We start from the raw sequence: 16,906 nt of genomic DNA, 5'->3' as shown, positions 1-16,906 counted from the left end.
AGTTAAGATGCCCATGGCTGCTTAGCCCCCCACTAAGACCGTGGGCATCCCCATCACTATGGTTCCACCATGTGCAGTGAGGTCGCCCATTCTTGCTGCGGGCTTATTGTTCACTAAAACCGTTGCGCTGCCTTTTACCACGCTGTCAGGTGGACCCACGCAAACACACATTTGACCAAGTGTCGCTACCGGGAGGTTACCCACCAATACCGTACTCGGCATCGGTAGTAGTGGCCCTCCCACATGTGGGATCGGTACAACAGCGGGGGTTTGCATTGGACACACATGCATGTCCGTCGCTCTAGCGGCTGGTAACATGACTCTCTCCTAGCGTTTTCCATTCCCACCTGAAGCAATGTTCAGGCCCATGTCGATAAATTCATGGTATCGTGATTGTGCGTGCTCACCATCAGGGAGAACCGCACAAAGATTGACGCTTCCTGCTACCGCTTGAGCATACAGATAAGGAGGCGGGGGCACTACAGGATCCTCTGGTTTAATCATACTACCACCACTCCAGAATGCCGCTTGAGCTACCCATCCAGCGCCGGTATCTAAGCCCGCTTTGTCGATCATTTGCTCAGCAAATCGGCGACTGGTTTCATCCGGCGTATGCACCCAAGCACGCGCAGCGCGTACGGCATTGGTTTCATCTTCATTCCAATCCATACGTGTGTCAGCGCAACACACCGCCCACCACACTGATTCGCGTATTGGTAAGGCATGAGCAATGAACATGACAGCATCAGAAAACAGTGCCCTGTGCGTCGCCTCAGCAATCAACTTTGCGGGCGCAATAGGGGCCGTCGCCAGTTCTAATATTTCCGGACTCGGCTCATAGGCACGAAAGATCTCTTGAACATCATCATGAGGAATTTTAATTAATGTCATCAGTTTACCTTAGCAATCGCCCCTTGTATTTGTACCATTGCTCCCGCTTTTACCTGAGTACTCAGACTACCGTTAATCGAAACAAGGCTGCCTTTAAGATCGGCTTTGCCCTGTGCTTCTAAAGCCAACATCGTGGCCTTAACTTCCGCCTTCGATTTCCCCGCAATCGAGACTTGCGGAGCATCAATCTTTATCCCGCTCGCACTGATTTCTATTTTGCTTCCACCGACACTGAGTTCAATTTTACTCTTACCCGTAATAGAGACCTGTTGACCGTCAACAGAAACGTTCGACTTTGCCTCAAGAGCAATATTGGACGCCGCTTTTAGTGCCAAGTCTTGACCACTATCGCCCGTCCAGTTTTGTTTGCTTTTAGCCACCAGCGTTTGCTCTGTTTCTATCGTGATCCCTTCTTTGGCTGCCATAGCGACCGTCTTTTCCACCTGAGTCGTTTTTGAGCCTTTAATCGAGGTTAGGCCATCGTTTGTCACCTCAATCTCAAAATCTTTTTCGGCATGCAAATACACGTGCTCTTTGTCTTTTTGGTCATCAAAACGCAGTTCATTGCCCTGTTTACTGCTGCCGTTTGGTGTAGTTCGAGTTTTGATGCCACTTTGAGTCGCAGAGCTGTATGGAGGGGTACTATTCTGGTGATAAAGCGAGCCCGTGATCACAGGACGATCCGGATCGCCATCAATATATTGAACGAGAACTTCGTCACCCACGCGAGGCGTGAATTGCGCTCCGAACCCCTTACTGGCCAAGCTTTGAGACACCGGCAACCAGCACGAACTATTCTCGTCCTCCTTGCCATTGCGATCCCAATGAAACTGCACTTTCACACCGCCCAATTTGTTGCGATAGATCTCCTCGCCACTAGGACCGGTTACCGTGGCGGTATGCAAACTGTGTACACGCGGTTTTGTCGGTATTTCTGGTCGATAAGTCACCGAAGCCGGAATGCAGGTAAACTGATTGCGATACGTTAGGTCGCTGCGGGACTCTTCACTTGCAATTTGATACGTAATCTTAGTCACCAGATATTCTTGGTTCATAGATTTCAATGGATGCTCGCTGAGAGTAAATTTAGACCCACACACCAACGCAGTAATGGTCGACGACGCTTGCGATGCCAATTTGTCGCAATCTAACGCCTCCATCTGACGTTTGGCGGCGTCACGCGCTTCTGCTTTTGAATCATGACCATAAGCATAGCCTTGTCGTGATAATGTTTTTAGTGACGCTTCGCTGGCGGTCTGACGTTCGCCGCTATCAAAAACATCCCCTTTCGCCTGATGATGGTCAGCAAAAGACACGGTCGACGTACCCACACGGCGCAAATCACTCCAATGGCTGATCATACGATTCGATTCACGCGCTCCCACTTGATAACTCAGTGTTGGCGCCGCGATCTTTTTAAAACGCTGGTTGGTATCCCCGACGCAGACCAAGGGCTTACCCGATGAGTGCTGAATGTGAAAATGCCACCCCTCACTGGCGAACAAACGCTGAATAAAGGCTTGGTCCGACTCATCCAGTTGGACACAATATTCGTGTTTTTTTCCGCTGCCAGACACATTAAAACGAAAAAAGCCTTTTAAGTCAGCTTGCCTAAGTATGTCTTCAACAATTTGCTTTGTCGTCATGTTTTGAAAGATTTGACGACTGCCGCGATGGGCGAGAATAGAAAGCGGGTCAACCATTTCTAATTGATAAAAGTACTGCTGTTTTTCTTTGCTGAACCCTGTGAACTGGATTGAGTTACATAACCCCGTGTAGTGAAACTTCTCTTCTGCTTGTGAATAGATCACCCGCACTGCTTTACCGAGGTTTTTCACATTCACTTCTGCACTGGCGACCAGCGAGAGAACAAACCTAGATCCAAGCGACACAGTCTCATCTCCGGTGAGATGAGTGACGATGTAATCCTCATTGTCCGATAACGTCGCAATAAGTGGGCGAGATTGATGTTGTATTGTGTTACTGCTCATATGTACTTTAAACCACTGATTCAATCATAGTTAGGCGGACATCCATTTCCGCCATCACAGGTCTGCGATTAAGCCGTATGGGGCTGAACCGCGAGCAACCCTGCAGGAGACGGCCCCGCCTTACGACGAATCGCGTTAGCCCTTTTGAGTCGCTTACCCTTCTTCGAGAAAGCTTTCTTAGCCTCTTTCTCCCGCTTCGCGTTAGCCTGAACTTCTCGAGCATCATTATCGATATCAATAGCAGCTTGCAGGACGTCGTCATCATCCATGTGCAAGTGATCTGTCACGCCCAACGTCTTTAAGTATTGATCAAGCACGTGTTGATTGGGACGAGAGATCTCGTCATGTATCGTAGTAACCTCATTTTGAGTCGATACATTGGTGAAGGTCGGGATCCGCCACAGTTCTTCAGCCAATGTTCGATATTCCAGATCAAGATTGGTCATTGCCGTCCTAATGTTGTCTTGACATCGACTAACAGCAATTTGGTTGACCTGTCGGTTGTATTGAATGTTGGTGATTCGCTTGGTTTGTTGTGAATGAAGACGATGACCTAATTTGTCCCAGAGAAGGATTTTCACCAGCATAGGGTTCACCATGGTACCAAAATCCACACTGCTACCGACACCAACCGTCGCTCCAGCTCCCGCCTTAAAGCTAATATCGCCTGAGCTCTTTACAATGGTTTCAACCGCAGCCGACACACCGATGCCTGCCGAAACGGAACCCGTCACACTCGCACCCGCCATTTTAATGCCGCGCGCTTTAAACGAAATGGAGCTGCTGCCTGTGGCTTTCACGCCTGCAAATGCGCTCGCTCCCGCCTTAAATTTGATTATCTCATCAGACGCAAAATAGTTTGCCGTGTTCGCCGTCGCGACAAACTCGGCCTTGACGTTTGCTCCTGCAAACAAGTCCGCTTCGTTTTTCATCTCCATAAAGTCACCAACAGTGAGTTCATGTTCAAACTTTAACCTCAACCCAGCCTGAGCCGCTAAGGAAACATTAACTTCGAGGTCAATGCCTGGGATCAACTGCATCGTTTCAAATGAGTCGTCGCTTGCGCCTTCCTTTTTGTTGACTTCCACCCCTTTACCTGGCGTGTAATCTTCTGTGTACTTGGTCGACGCTAGTTTACGCCCAGCCTCTTCACCCACCTTTTTGTCGCGAAAACCAGCCGACCCACCTTGCCCAAACTTAGCATGTGTATTGCCCTTAAAGCCGCCACGCGCACCGACCTCCATCGCAAGGTTGATTTTGTTGCGCATTTTGCCAAAGTCCCAGACCTTTTCGTACGCAAATTTATACTCGGCAAACACGTCGCCCGCGATATCGATTTCAGGTCCGCCCTCCTTCACTGAGCCTTCTGCTTTACTCGAGGTCCCCACATGTTTTTGAAACAGCTCGTTTAAAGCAGGCCACAGCTCATCATTTTGCTTTAGATGACCGTTGTAGGCATCCACTAAGGCCCCCACTTGGGCATCCAGCAGTTCAACTTTAAGCACACCAAGCTCGCCCGAAGCCAGAATACTGTTGCTAGAACGCTCAAGAACGCGATTCTTGTTGTAAAGCATTTGAGAGAAAGTACGGTTGATCAATTTGGAACGTACCGATTCCGTTGGCGAACGGTGCGGCTTCACGACCCGAACCAAACTGCCATACTTGTTTGTAACGAGCTTTACAAAAAAATCCCACACCGGGTGTTTCGCTACTTCGGCTGCGCTATAGGCGCTAGCTTTGCCTCCAGACGAGCGATACAGTTCGGCTTCCACCTCCGAGTACACCAGATCAATGGCTTTCTCTAGATACGGTAAAGCGCCCTGTGATTTACTACCTCCTGTTTCGAGCTTTGATAACCAATCATTAATGGCGAACGCGCATCCTAAATTGTCCTTTAGTCCCCCACCACTTCTCTTAATTGTTGAGACATCAAAGTCGAAATTCTCGGTTGCAGGTTTTTTCTTTTTCATACACTTTCCTATCGCTGATTCACGTACATAAACGCTGCGCTAAGCGCTCCAATTCTGTACGTCTTGTATAGTCACGCTCCAACGGCATGACTTGCTCGATGATTTTGTTAAGCGAATACCAGTCGTCTCTCGCCTCAACCCGCCCCTCTCCATTGAGCTGTGCCGACGAAGCAAACATGGGGGTTCCTTGCCAGTGACGGAATGTTTCACGGCGGGTGCCCATGCGATGACTGGCACCAAAATCAATCAAGCGCACTTGATGATTCTTAGGCACATAGAGCAGGTTCGATGGTTTAATATCGCCGTGCACCCACCCTCGGTGGTGACAGTGCTCAATGGCCGAAATAATACGTGGCAATATGGCAATAAACGTCGGAAGATCCGCTGAGGTAAACTGGCTTAGCGTGACGGCGCACGGGTCATACGACAGTCGTAAAATTCCATGAGACCAGTCGACGCCTAACACCTCTTGAACGCACGCTCCCTGACAGTCAATCAAGGCCGAGTATTCCCGCGCCAGCTCGGCTGGCGCGGTAAACTGCTTGATATACTCGTGGGGTGTCTCATGACAGTACCGAGTTTGGTGCCCGGCGGGCACTCGGAGAGCATTACGATTAACGAACGCTCTTCCTTGATTTATCGCCCTTTCCATTGGCATGTTTACAACTGCTTAGGCAAAGCGAATTGTGAAAACACTGCCTTGTCCAAGCTCTGATTGGAGTCTCTCAATGAGAACTCCAGACCAATCTGGTTACCATCAAGGTCATAATCCAGAGTTCGCACCAATCGACTGGTGGTTGCACGACTGCTTCGACTAAACATGGCTCGAAACAGAGCCCACTGACCCGTAAAGGATTGCCCGGCCAGACGATTGTCTCCGTTGAAAAACTCAGCGCTAAGACGGTCGTCACCGCCGAGCGAAGGCCACGTCACATCACGCCATACCCGTGGACCATGTCGGTAGCTAAAGAGCGTTTGGGCATCTCGTAAACGAAACTCCGTGACATCTGTACTCATTGATTGAGCTTTTAAGCCAATCGTTAATGCCATTTCTCCCCCAGATGATCCGAAGAAGATACGCGTAATTTGTCGCGTTCTTTCGAGCTGTGCTCGTGTCGAATCACTGATCGGTAAGGTCAATCCATCCACTTCATTGATTTTCAAGCGCCCATTATCCCAATACACGAACGGCTTAAGAAATTGGTCAATGTACTGGTCAACCCGGCCACTGGGTTTAAAAAAGGCACTGAAATCATCTAAGTTCACCTCACCCCGGCCATGCTGAGCAAATGGGAAACGCCCTTCAATCGCCGCCGCGTAAAATTGATAGACTTGTTCGTCCCACTGAGTGTTCAAATAGTCAGCACTTCCTTGCACTACCTGTCCCCAGACCTGTTCGCTGATGCTTTGCACCCAACTTGCAACCTGGTTTGGTGCTTGGCTGCCCGCTAAACGAAACTTCACAATCGGATCTCGACTCCCCTGAGCATGAGCCAGTGCATATTCATGAAATGCTTTGCCCGGATTAGCATTCGTCAACGCCGTATCATAGAAACTGGTCAACTCCGTCACCGCAACAATCAGCTCATCATGAGGGGTCGCCCCTTTTCCGCTGCCGTTGACAAACTGAGAGAACGGTAAAAAGGCTTCATTAACCACAAACGATGGCTGGAGTCTAAGTAGTTTGTCGCCTACCGCGCGATTGATTTTGTTGGCTTTGTTGAGCACTTTCTTGGCTTTTTTCAGCCCCAACTGACTGGCTACCCGTTTTTGTCCTTTGGTATCTGGTTGCTCTTCAACCGCAAGTGTTGTGTTGACGACCACCGCTTCCATGACATCCAGCAATGGGCTGCTGGCCGGTGTCCTTACATTGCGCAGGACGTAATTTAGCTCCGCGGCATCGGCAAAAGGCTTCACCTCAATGTTATTGACCATTTCTTTCCAGTAATAGACATAGTCGGCAAAGTACAACCTTTGGATCTGCTTACTCAGTTCCGTGAGTTCCACGACAGAGGCCCCGGACATGTCGCCTTGGATCGCTTTGAACTCTCCCATCAGCTCTCTCAACAAAGGAGATTTAGCCGTCAAGTCAAGCTTGCCATACCCTTGCTTGGTAAAAACCTCTGGTACTAAGTAGCCATGGAAACCGGTAGAGAACGTAAACAGGCTATCGAACTTTTCACCCAATTGTCGGCGCAGATCCACCTGTGTGCGGTATTGGGGCATGCTTTTAATCCGCGCATAGATCAAACGTTCGGGCGACAACCCTTCCAAATTATTGGTCGCAACGGCGATCAGCTCTTGATTTGGCACTAACTGTTGGTCGTAATCGCCACTGAACAAATCTTCGATGAGCAGAGAGAGTTGAGCCAACTCATCTGAAGATAATTCCCCCTGATCTTTCAGAATATCCACTAGATACGCTTGCAGCTCTTCTATGTTGAGCTGGTCGCGGTCAAACAACATTTGGTAGTAACGCAAAATTTCAAAGATTCGGCTTGGATTACCCAAATTGACGTATACATACAACTCACTACTGATCAATTCTTCTAACTTCGGTAACAAGATTTGATGAAGCTGTTTTTCGTACGTTTTGTAGATGGTTTCTGCCGTTTCACCTTGCTTGATACTGACGAGCTTATGCCAAGGTTTAGGTTGGATACCAGCAATCACAACGTCGCCCAACTCAACCAAGACCGCCACCAAATCAGACATTGAATAGTCTTGGCTTAATGCTTGGATATCCGACTGGTAGAAACGAATCTGAGAGATAGCCGCACTGCGCCAGTTTTCATCCGCCGTCCAGTTATCCCTTAACTTCAGGCCTCCAATCACCATTAACGCCATGATTGAGACCAAGATCGCTGAACGAAAAGCCAAATATCCCGCATGTCGCCACTCGTTGACGCCCACCAGATTTTTCTCTGGAAGTATGACTTTACTGAAGATTCGCTGCGTAAAGTAGCCACGACGACTCGGTTGCTGCTCTTTGGTCTCGAGGCGATTGAACTCTCCGCGCTCCGCGACAGAGTGAGTTAACAAGTCATGCTTGATGCCTTTTTGCCCCGATGACATTAAATAAGCGCCACGGAGCCAAACCGCTTCACGCACACGGTTCTCTCGACCGATCTCGCTCAGAAGCTCATTGATCCGCTCAAACACAATTCTCAACTGATAAGGCCAAGCGAGTATCGCTTCCGCCTTGTCCACATTGGCATTATTGAGTTGTTCAAACTGTTGCAAGGCCAGCGCCTCAATCAGCTTGTGACTCTGTTGCTCAAAGTCATGTTTGTCATAACGGCGTGACACATCATAGTCACAAGTAATGCCGAAAGGGTTTTCAGAATCACAAGCGGTAAAGCCTTCAAAGAAATCGATGAAATCCGCAATGCCATCGGCTTTAGAAAAAGCCATATAGACGGGCAGAACCAGATCCAGTGCCCCTCCCATTGATAAAATGGCTTCCTGGTAGATCGCCGCTAACTTTGAACGTTCTTTATTGTCCGTTACGACCAAACGCTCACAACCAATCACCGTTAGGATCCCATTAAGACCTTGGCGAGGACGATACTTTAAAAGCTGTTTGGCAAGAACGCCCCACAACGCTTCGTCGATGCCTTCACTGTCGAATATGCGATGACCAACTTCGACGACAACCGCGTGATCATTGCTCCAAAAGCGCAGGTACTGCTCGGTATCACTGTCGTGCTCGGTGCGTTCATTGATCGGTTCAAACCCATTTTGAAGCAAGACCGAACTTTTGGCGTCTTGCTCACCTCCGAGCACCAAGTACCAAGGGAGACGGTATAAACTGTCAAGCTTGTTGCGCCCTTGCCCCAGTATTTTTTTGACCGCCAGACGAAACAGCTGTTCGATCACTCTGGTGTCTTGCTTCAATAAGACCGACTGATCGTGCTCTTCTGACGTCGTTTTAGACTTTGCCCGCTGGCGCCACCAGTAGATCACCGTCACACTCATAATTACCGCGGTAAGGCTCAGCGCGACCCACTTGATCCAAGCCGGCTGTTCATCAGGTAACCACAACCAAAGTGCAAGCGTCCCCATCAGCGCACTCATCACCACAAATATTGACAATATCTTTTTACCCATCTTACTTCTGCGCTCTTTTGATTGTGGCGTTTAATCCAAAACGAACATTTAGCTCATTCTTCAACTTACGTATGGTTTTGAGGTCTTCACCTGCATCCAGATACAGCTCGATACCATGCTCGCTTTCCCGCGTGAATGACTCATACCCCGCTTGGTTAAGCTCAGACGACAACCGAAGGGCATCACTTGGTCGAGAGAACACCGCTAAGATGATCTCCCATTCCAATGCTGCGACTTGCTCTTCCTTTTTCTCGCCTTGGAGATCAGGGGTGTCGCTCACTCGACCTAAATCATCATCCGTACTCAAATACACCAAATCACTGTTGGATTTCTTGAAACTGACGCCCGACATGTCGATGGCTGAAAACTGTGTCAGCAGCGGTTGACTGCGGCTGTGGTACCAATATTCTGTAAAGCCATACGCACACCCAAGAAGCAAAAACGTGACCGCCATCGTTTTCGCCATACTGATCATTAGCCACGGCTGTTTCCCTTCCTTTAGCACTGGCGTTTGAGGCACAGGCATTGGCGTTTCAGAGCGATAGTGGCGAATTAATCCGTAAGCTCGGGCAGTGATGTCATAGAGTTGACTATCATCGCCATGGCGATAGCGTCCTTTGAAACCCAATGACAGTAAGACATACTGCAACTCAATGAAGTCCACCAGTTTGCCTGGTTGCTGACTCGCTTTTTCCAGCAACACAAAGAAAGCTTCGCCACCGTTGCGCTGTGAAAAAACTTTGCTCAACAAAGAGTGGTTTTCCCATCGAGCCCGGTCCCCCCACGTGGTATACAGCACGGCTTCATCAAAAGCGGCGCAGAGTACAAAACAGCTTTTCTCAATCACACTTGGGTGATAGTCCAAGTGCAAACCCCGTAAACGAAACGCCTCGATCGCCCCTAACAGCTGTTGGCGAAAGCGGTTGATATCTCTCGGAGCGCCTTGACGACGTATGGTGACGAGTATGCCGAGCAGTTCGGTCGCCGCATTCATTAAAGGACTCCCGTAGACCGTCAGCCCTTCGATTAATCGTTCGGTCCCTGAAGTATCGACATTTGGGGCTTCTCTTCGCTCCCGTATTTGAGGTTGTTCGCTCGCCGTACGTTGAAGGCGAACCGTTGGCTCTTCGTTGAATAATCCCGCCATCTCACACCTACCTAATCACATGGAAGTCGACACGAATGTCATCGATTCGTTCGTCGATATGTAACGCGATTGCCTCGTCTCGCTTGACAAGGGTTTGCCACAAGTCCGACTTAGTGTCGACTTCGAAATAGGCAGCATCGTTCAACGATTTAAGCTCCGACGGAGCATACGGCAAATGACGTAATGGAATGCCAGACAGCGCATTACGCACCAACCCTGCGATATCACTGTTGCCGGCTAACTTAGCAGCGCGAGGGAACTCTTCACCCAAGCGAGTCGCCCCAATAGACGACGACACCACCATGATAAATCGACCTTCATGATACAGGCTGCGATCGTCCACTATGGTGCGCAGCAAACGACGACTAACAAACAGTTGCTTGTCCCAAACTAAGGTGGAAACATTGTCAATTTGCACTTCGCGTAACAAGACTAAGAGCTCGGAGAACACCGTCGAAAACACCGCGTAGAGATCGTCTGGGTTCCAAGCAGGAAAAGATTTTGGCATCTTACCTTCAAGCCCTTGCATCTGACCGGCCATCGACACACATTCTAGGTACAGGTGTCGCGTCAATAACGTAGGATCGAGATGCCACTGTTCAAGTTTCGGCATCCAACTCCCCAACACCTGTAGCCATAGATAGTCACGCATCAAAGATTGGTAACTTTTGCTGTTTGCCTCTGCCTGAAGGCGGGCATGAATGGCGCGCGAACGGTACTGAACCTGTGCAAACACATCCGCGATACAATCAGACAAATAAGTCGAGACCCCAAAATGCAAACACTGGGGAACAAAGGCTTGATTGAGCACAACCGCACCCTCAGACTTATGCTCACTGATTTCCGCGATGGCCAACAAGACAAAGTCCTCAAGCTCATCCCCTTCAAGCTTGAGTTGTATATTCAAAATGGCCAATTCCAACTCGGCGGGATCACTTTGCTCTCGGCTTGTGTCATACACAGGATGTTCCAGAGCACGGTGCCTTAATCTGGCGTCCTCGCCCACATCTACGGCGCCTGGTCGGGTAACCGGAAGCGCCAAATACACTTTTTTGTGATGGGTGTTTTTAGGCACATCAACGACCAGCGCTTGATCAACCACAAAAGGGGTACCATCTGGGAATATCCCTTTAGCACGGCGCACAGAGACTTTGCCAATATTGAGCATTGAACGATCTAACTCGAGGTGCGTAACACCGAAGCACTTCGGGCTGACTTGACCTGCAAACTCACGCGTGAAATTCTCAACATAGCGCTCTTGCTGCTGGAAGTGCTGGGGTGATAAAAACATCCCCTCACTCCATACAACTTTATTGTTGTCCATTATTCTTCTTCCCCAGACACCGTAAGATTGATGCCATCTACTTCTATGTTGATTGCCGCTGAATGGACAATAACAGGTTGATAAATCACCTTATTTTTTGCTTCTCGATAATCAGCGAACCCCGCAATGACACCGATAAATTGAACGCCGGCCCCCAATGGAATAACCTCCTGACGCGATTCACCTGGCAACAAGCTTGGTAATTGACGCACAACCGCTAGCTCAGACTTTAAGATCCCCTGATCGTCGTCATAGATTTGAATAAAATCCGCTTGCTCAAACGCATTGCGTTTGGTGAGTTGGTACACTCGCAGCTCCACTGGAGAAGGTTTACCTTCTGCATTCGGGTTAATGTTTGTTGCCGCCGTCAGATTAACGACCAACCTTGGTTGCCCTAAGTCCTCACTCCATAAACTGCAGCCAGACAACCACAGCGCCAGCAGCGGTACCCAAAATCGAATATTCATCACTTTTCCCCTTCTAAATTTCTCTGAAGACGCAGCGCCTCTCGAAAGTACGCTTGAAACTTCACTTGCCAGTCACGATTGTCGACCTGACGATGAAAGTAATGTTTGTACATCTCCCAATACTTAGGCTTGCGAGACCAAAACCCGTTACCAGACAGCTCATCAAACATGCTCTCCATGGCAGTAGGTGAAATGTCTGACAACAAACGGGTCAACGCCATTTCTAAGGCTTTGTCAGTTCGGTCTTGGGAGCGTTGGTCATGATGTTGCAATTCCGCTAACGCATAGGCTGTAGGGCGAACAGACGTGCCGAGATCCGGATGACGTGCAGCAGACACCTCCGACGGTGGGAAGATCGCCCTGACCTCAGCCTCGGCAAGCGGGTCCTCATCCGCAGATTGAAACTCAAGATCTAACGACGCCGCCGCCTGTTGAGGAGGAGGGACATGGGCGACAAACGGATCGTCATCAACCACATCCAACGTGGAGATCACGACCTCCGGTTCATCCACTTCTTCAGTTGGGATCTCACCCACGATAGGAGTCTCTTGACTAAACGGATCGTCTCCAAAAGGGGAATGACGCTCCGCTCCCAATCCAGATTTCACAACAGCAAGATCGGGAACAAAACACGACACCAGTAGGCGGTAACGACCGATATCCAACACGTCTCCATCGCTAAGAGTCGATTGGTTTCCATTCCCTAATGGCTTGTCAGATCCATTGATAAACAACCCGTTGGTACTGTTATCGGCAATTTGGTACCCACGCGAATTCTTGCGAATGATCGCATGCGTTCCCGAAATTTCCCGACTGGCATCACTGAGCTGCAATGTGTTCCCGAAAGCACGACCGATATCACCACCGTCTTCAGGAAAGGCTTGATTCCACTCGGCAATGCTTTCACCGTCCGGAGAACTGATTATTCTGATTGATAGAGGCATATAATTGACCTGTCATTAAATCCATATTGAACGCTAACGGCACTGTTCGGCCGCGTCATTAAACTCCGCCAGAAAACGGGGATATCGCTTGATAAAGGCTTTGGAAAAGTACACCCCCAAAGACTGGGACTGAACACGAGTACGGGATATGGCTCGGTAGCTAACGCCCATTTTTTTGATGGTTTCGTCGATCACGGCGTCATTTCCTAAGATGGCACCGACTTCGCCGTTGAGCAGTAACTCAATCAACGCTTTAGGGGTTCTTGGTTTTTTACTGACGCGATAGCCGTTTTTCTGTAACCAAAACCATTTGTTCGAGCCAAACAACGCCGCCACCTTGATTTGAGACTTGAACATCGCACTGTCGACCTCCGTCGAATCCGACAGAGAAAACCAACTCCAATTCTGCTCTTCCAAAGGTGCGGAATACTCAGCGTACTCATCGCGTTTGCTGTTGTGTGAAGCCAAGAAAAAACCATGTTGAGACCCAACTTCAGTCATCAGTTGCGCGCGGTCCCATTTGGTCATGGTCAGTTGATAGGGCTGATCCAGATGGCGCATTACGCATTTTACTTTATCGATCCCTGGGCCTTTCATTACCCCGTTCTCTTGATACTGGTAGGGAAACCACTCTTGCGTTGCGAGCAGTAAACGGTCTGGTCGACTGAACGCCCACGCCGATTGACTGCTACTTCCAATGATTAGCAGCAGAAATAGAACGATTCTCATGGTGTATGCTCCTCCATGCTCATGCCCGCAGAGCGCACAACACTGCCATCACTGGCGTAGATGTCACTCGCCATTTCGAGCAAAACGAATGGTACAGGGGTGTTGACTCGCTCAGCTTGTTTAAAACTGATCGCAATATCAGGGGGGGACAGGAGTCCAACAGGTAAAGAATGAGGCTTTACCCCTTCGTTCAGAATGCGAAGACCATAGAGCGCCGCTTGATGTGCGTTGTTTTCAAACCCGACACCAACCGACATTAACGCACTTTGCGCACTGGCATTGACCGCATCCGGTACTGCCGTCAGCAAAGGTAAACGCTGCGAATACTGGTTTATCTCATCAATCCGACTGAGCAAACTCGAACTGCCAGTTAACCAAAGCAGTGAACGCTCAAACGTATCATCACCAACTCGCATGGCTTGCGTTTGCGCTGCCATGCTTTCTTCTAGCGTTTGTCCGGGTTGGGTTTCATCCACTTCAATAGGAAAAACTCGCACACCTTGCTTTTCTGCTTCCATTTTCAGTGGTAGGTACTGAGTCAAGTAAGCACTGGTGTTGGTTTTGGCATACAGCACACCAATTTGCGTCAAGCTTGGTCGGAAACGACGTAAGAAGTTAAGCGTGATATCCGCTGGCAAGTTTAAAGATGTATACGCAAAGTTGTTTCCACTGCTTTGGTAGTTGTCTGTCAGCCCCATCAAGACAGGATCTTTGGCATTAACTGAGATCACCGGCAGTTTTCCGCCCGAATAAACCTCATGAAGCGACACCGTCGCCCGCGATCCCACGCTGTAAATCAGAGCCGCCTCGCGTTCCGCCGCATGCGTCCACGTTCGCAACTGCTGCTGAGTCGCTGGCAATAAGAACACTCGAAATGAGACATTAGGCATCTCGCGACGAAAGACTTTTAGCATGGTGGAGAGGGCCACATCGTAAGAGTCCGCTTTGCGTGAAATAAGCACCCAGACACGCGGACGTTCTGCGCGCGGCGCGAACACAACGTCCCCCTCTTGAGCCTTTATTTCCCACTCCACCGAATGATTGTCTCTGAGCGGTTCTCCCAACCACTGAGGCCATTTCGCCTGAACGAACGATGACATCGTCACCCACAGCAAAACTCCCATTAACCTCTTCATGACTGCCCCTCCATGCTTGGCGTTCGATCAAGAAGCCACATCGTCGCCCCGGCGAAACCAAAGAAGATCGATAGGGTAAAAAACGCCCAAGTGTGTCCCAAATGAGTCAGCAGTGCTCCAACAACAATGGATCCCAAAACATGTCCGAGTCGCTCAAGGAAGCGATACGTTGACGCGACTGAGTTCGCGTTCGCGCCCTGAGTCGACGTCACTACGTGCGTCACAACTGGGGCGTTGATCAATCCGTGGGAAATCCCCATGACTAACATCGCAAACGTGGCAAGTAAAACCAGATACGTTATGTCTTCAAAACGGAAAGAAAAAGACAACAAAATAAGTGAGACAGCACCGACGCCACTGCCAAGACACAGCGCCCATTTCGCCGAGCCTACTCGGTCTATCATCGGTGACACCTTGCCGCTAACAAATAACACGGAAAAAGCGTACGCCATCAATACTTGACCGATGCTCTCTCGCTCTACGCCGGCATTCGATAACAAGATAGGTACGGCAAAAAACACGACACCTGTGAGCATCATTTTGGTCGGGATCCCTACCAGCAACATTGTGCGCATAAACGAAGGGACTCGCATCAGTGCTGACGCATCTTTGACCATGGCGGTGAAGTTTTCTTTTAACGTCCCCTGCTTTGTGGCTTGCATCGCCATCGAAGGGAGAGTCAACGCGAACAGATACATTAACCCCCCAACAAACACCGCCAACATGAAGATGCCCTGAACCCCCACAGTGTCCGCCAAGAGCGCACCAATTGCGGCGCCTGAAATAAAGCCCGCATTAAAGCAAAACACGATAATACCGGCGGCTTGCGTTTTGTTGCTTTGATCGCTGCAGCGCAAGATATACCCTTGCACAGCAATGAAGATCGTGGCTTGACCCACCCCCGAAATCAAACGAGCCACGAGCACCGTCATCAATTGAGAGTCATACGCCAAAAGTAAGCAACCCAGCGACGACAGTACGATCCCTGACCCCAACACTTTGCGGATATCCCACACTTCGAGTAATCGCGCCACCGGCAGTAATGTCGCAGCAAATCCAACGAAGTACAGGGTGAAAAAGTACGAGGACCAACTTTCACTCGCGCCACTCTCCACCGCTATCTGCGTCAAATATTGCGGCAATACGGGCGCCATCAATGACTCCATCAATACCGTCACAAGCAACAAAGGTTTCACTTTTGCTAACACGGCCTCATTGTCAGATTGTGCCTTGGAGTGACAAAGCAAACGCACAAATGCAAAGCAGATGAACGCACACCCAGCGAACAAGATCGCAAAGTTTTTCAGCGTTTTCAGGAGTTGAGCCAGCAATGCCTTGGGATCAAAGGCCACCGTAACTTGGCTGCCTTTGGTATCCTCCACAAGAAACGCAGCCATACTCTCCACAGCCATGGAATCGGCGCGAGCCTGACTTTTGGCGATCATCGTATTCCCTTGCGACACGGAGATGGATGAAACTTCAGGATTGGACTGACGAAAACTGTCCAACATTCGATCAATACCGCTGACTTGCTCGTACCCAATTCCAGCACTCAATACAGGCGCTAATCGCTGCGTTACGATGTTGGCCATGGAGTCGGCTTTGTTCTCCAAACCCGACTTATACAGAGCCCCCACCATTAAAAATACACTCGTGGACATTGCCAAAAACACCCCGCCAAATGCGGTAAAGTAGATCTTAGGATTGGCACTTCGAAGCACAAAAAACACAAACGCGGCGGTCAAAAAGAGCACCAACCCCAGCATGGGTTTGAAGTGCCCATCAATTGTCTTGGCAATCTCATGATCACTGAGCATCACTTCCAATGCTCCCACCTGGGTAAACTTGTTGTTCAAAGGGATGCTGACCAAGCTTCCGAGCATGCTTTCATCGGTATAGCGATACAATTCTTGTTGTCCCGAGATCACGCGGATATCGACCACTGACGAATCGGCATCTGCGATGGGAGCCAACACTTTTTCTAACCCCGCAATGTCAGGCAGCGGGACCCCAGAGTTCAGCACTTGCTCTATACCGATTCTGGCCGCTTCCGTTTGGGCTAGAATGGCGTCTCGGCTTTGTTGTTGATAGCTTTTCAATGCCTGGGCATAGCCCACGACGAAGATCAACATCAGTGACAACAGGACCAATAACGCCCCAAGCATCAAGCGACTGTATTGCTTAAACGTGTTCAACC

General features: G+C 49.5%; 13 protein-coding genes. All 13 read right to left on the bottom strand.

Annotation, left to right across the window (positions count from 1 at the left end; translation table 11 throughout):
* Nucleotides 1–21: 21 nt before the first annotated feature.
* The 13 genes from ZX61_RS06325 to ZX61_RS06265 all read right to left on the bottom strand — a co-directional run bounded on the left by ZX61_RS06325 (nucleotide 22) and on the right by ZX61_RS06265 (nucleotide 16,904).
* Nucleotides 22–318, bottom strand: coding sequence for a PAAR domain-containing protein (locus ZX61_RS06325; RefSeq protein ID WP_004744250.1), 297 nt, complete (start codon nucleotides 316–318; stop codon nucleotides 22–24).
* A gap of 9 nt (nucleotides 319–327) precedes the next feature.
* Entirely contained in the window at nucleotides 328–891 is a 564-nt protein-coding gene (locus ZX61_RS06320; protein WP_004744251.1) for a DUF6931 family protein, read from the bottom strand.
* Complete coding sequence (locus tag ZX61_RS06315; RefSeq protein ID WP_049843849.1) at nucleotides 891–2,882, bottom strand: type VI secretion system Vgr family protein; 1,992 nt, start codon at nucleotides 2,880–2,882, stop codon at nucleotides 891–893. The genes ZX61_RS06320 and ZX61_RS06315 overlap by 1 nt, the downstream gene beginning before the upstream one ends.
* A 68-nt stretch (nucleotides 2,883–2,950) precedes the next feature.
* The gene (locus ZX61_RS06310) at nucleotides 2,951–4,852 is read right to left on the bottom strand and encodes a hypothetical protein (protein ID WP_049843848.1); all 1,902 of its coding nucleotides are present in this window, start codon (nucleotides 4,850–4,852) and stop codon (nucleotides 2,951–2,953) included.
* Between the two features lie 19 nt (nucleotides 4,853–4,871).
* On the bottom strand, nucleotides 4,872–5,510 hold the full coding sequence (locus ZX61_RS06305; RefSeq protein ID WP_049843847.1) for a protein kinase domain-containing protein: 639 nt from the start codon (nucleotides 5,508–5,510) through the stop codon (nucleotides 4,872–4,874).
* Nucleotides 5,511–5,512: 2 nt separating this feature from the next.
* A complete protein-coding gene (gene tssM / locus ZX61_RS06300; protein ID WP_049843846.1) occupies nucleotides 5,513–8,962 on the bottom strand; it encodes a type VI secretion system membrane subunit TssM in 3,450 nt (1,149 codons plus the stop codon).
* Nucleotide 8,963: 1 nt separating this feature from the next.
* On the bottom strand, nucleotides 8,964–10,109 hold the full coding sequence (icmH, locus tag ZX61_RS06295) for a type IVB secretion system protein IcmH/DotU (RefSeq protein WP_004744257.1): 1,146 nt from the start codon (nucleotides 10,107–10,109) through the stop codon (nucleotides 8,964–8,966).
* Nucleotides 10,110–10,116: 7 nt separating this feature from the next.
* On the bottom strand, nucleotides 10,117–11,433 hold the full coding sequence (gene tssK, locus ZX61_RS06290; protein ID WP_049843845.1) for a type VI secretion system baseplate subunit TssK: 1,317 nt from the start codon (nucleotides 11,431–11,433) through the stop codon (nucleotides 10,117–10,119).
* Nucleotides 11,433–11,900, bottom strand: coding sequence for a type VI secretion system lipoprotein TssJ (gene tssJ / locus ZX61_RS06285; RefSeq protein ID WP_049843844.1), 468 nt, complete (start codon nucleotides 11,898–11,900; stop codon nucleotides 11,433–11,435). The genes tssK and tssJ overlap by 1 nt, the downstream gene beginning before the upstream one ends.
* Nucleotides 11,900–12,844: a type VI secretion system-associated FHA domain protein gene (locus ZX61_RS06280; protein ID WP_004744260.1), complete on the bottom strand. Its 945-nt coding sequence runs from the start codon at nucleotides 12,842–12,844 to the stop codon at nucleotides 11,900–11,902. The genes tssJ and ZX61_RS06280 overlap by 1 nt, the downstream gene beginning before the upstream one ends.
* A 33-nt stretch (nucleotides 12,845–12,877) precedes the next feature.
* Nucleotides 12,878–13,573, bottom strand: coding sequence for a substrate-binding periplasmic protein (locus ZX61_RS06275; protein ID WP_004744261.1), 696 nt, complete (start codon nucleotides 13,571–13,573; stop codon nucleotides 12,878–12,880).
* A complete protein-coding gene (locus ZX61_RS06270; protein WP_004744262.1) occupies nucleotides 13,570–14,709 on the bottom strand; it encodes an ABC transporter substrate binding protein in 1,140 nt (379 codons plus the stop codon). Before ZX61_RS06270 ends, ZX61_RS06275 begins: the two co-directional genes overlap by 4 nt.
* Entirely contained in the window at nucleotides 14,706–16,904 is a 2,199-nt protein-coding gene (locus ZX61_RS06265; protein WP_049843843.1) for an MFS transporter, read from the bottom strand. The genes ZX61_RS06270 and ZX61_RS06265 overlap by 4 nt, the downstream gene beginning before the upstream one ends.
* Nucleotides 16,905–16,906: the final 2 nt, after the last annotated feature.

This window comes from Vibrio sp. VPAP30 (genome assembly GCF_001188205.1).
In the GTDB taxonomy this organism is placed as follows: domain Bacteria; phylum Pseudomonadota; class Gammaproteobacteria; order Enterobacterales; family Vibrionaceae; genus Vibrio; species Vibrio bivalvicida.
Note: the sequence above shows the minus strand (reverse complement) of the source record. Positions and strands in the feature narration are given on the sequence as shown.

What these genes read in the sequence shown, in the direction of transcription:
- ZX61_RS06325 (WP_004744250.1), bottom strand. Translation starts at nt 318, where the DNA reads ATGTTACCAGCCGCTAGAGCGACGGACATGCATGTGTGTCCAATGCAA.
- ZX61_RS06320 (WP_004744251.1), bottom strand. Translation starts at nt 891, where the DNA reads ATGACATTAATTAAAATTCCTCATGATGATGTTCAAGAGATCTTTCGT.
- ZX61_RS06315 (WP_049843849.1), bottom strand. Translation starts at nt 2,882, where the DNA reads ATGAGCAGTAACACAATACAACATCAATCTCGCCCACTTATTGCGACG.
- ZX61_RS06310 (WP_049843848.1), bottom strand. Translation starts at nt 4,852, where the DNA reads ATGAAAAAGAAAAAACCTGCAACCGAGAATTTCGACTTTGATGTCTCA.
- ZX61_RS06305 (WP_049843847.1), bottom strand. Translation starts at nt 5,510, where the DNA reads ATGCCAATGGAAAGGGCGATAAATCAAGGAAGAGCGTTCGTTAATCGT.
- tssM (WP_049843846.1), bottom strand. Translation starts at nt 8,962, where the DNA reads ATGGGTAAAAAGATATTGTCAATATTTGTGGTGATGAGTGCGCTGATG.
- icmH (WP_004744257.1), bottom strand. Translation starts at nt 10,109, where the DNA reads ATGGCGGGATTATTCAACGAAGAGCCAACGGTTCGCCTTCAACGTACG.
- tssK (WP_049843845.1), bottom strand. Translation starts at nt 11,433, where the DNA reads ATGGACAACAATAAAGTTGTATGGAGTGAGGGGATGTTTTTATCACCC.
- tssJ (WP_049843844.1), bottom strand. Translation starts at nt 11,900, where the DNA reads ATGAATATTCGATTTTGGGTACCGCTGCTGGCGCTGTGGTTGTCTGGC.
- ZX61_RS06280 (WP_004744260.1), bottom strand. Translation starts at nt 12,844, where the DNA reads ATGCCTCTATCAATCAGAATAATCAGTTCTCCGGACGGTGAAAGCATT.
- ZX61_RS06275 (WP_004744261.1), bottom strand. Translation starts at nt 13,573, where the DNA reads ATGAGAATCGTTCTATTTCTGCTGCTAATCATTGGAAGTAGCAGTCAA.
- ZX61_RS06270 (WP_004744262.1), bottom strand. Translation starts at nt 14,709, where the DNA reads ATGAAGAGGTTAATGGGAGTTTTGCTGTGGGTGACGATGTCATCGTTC.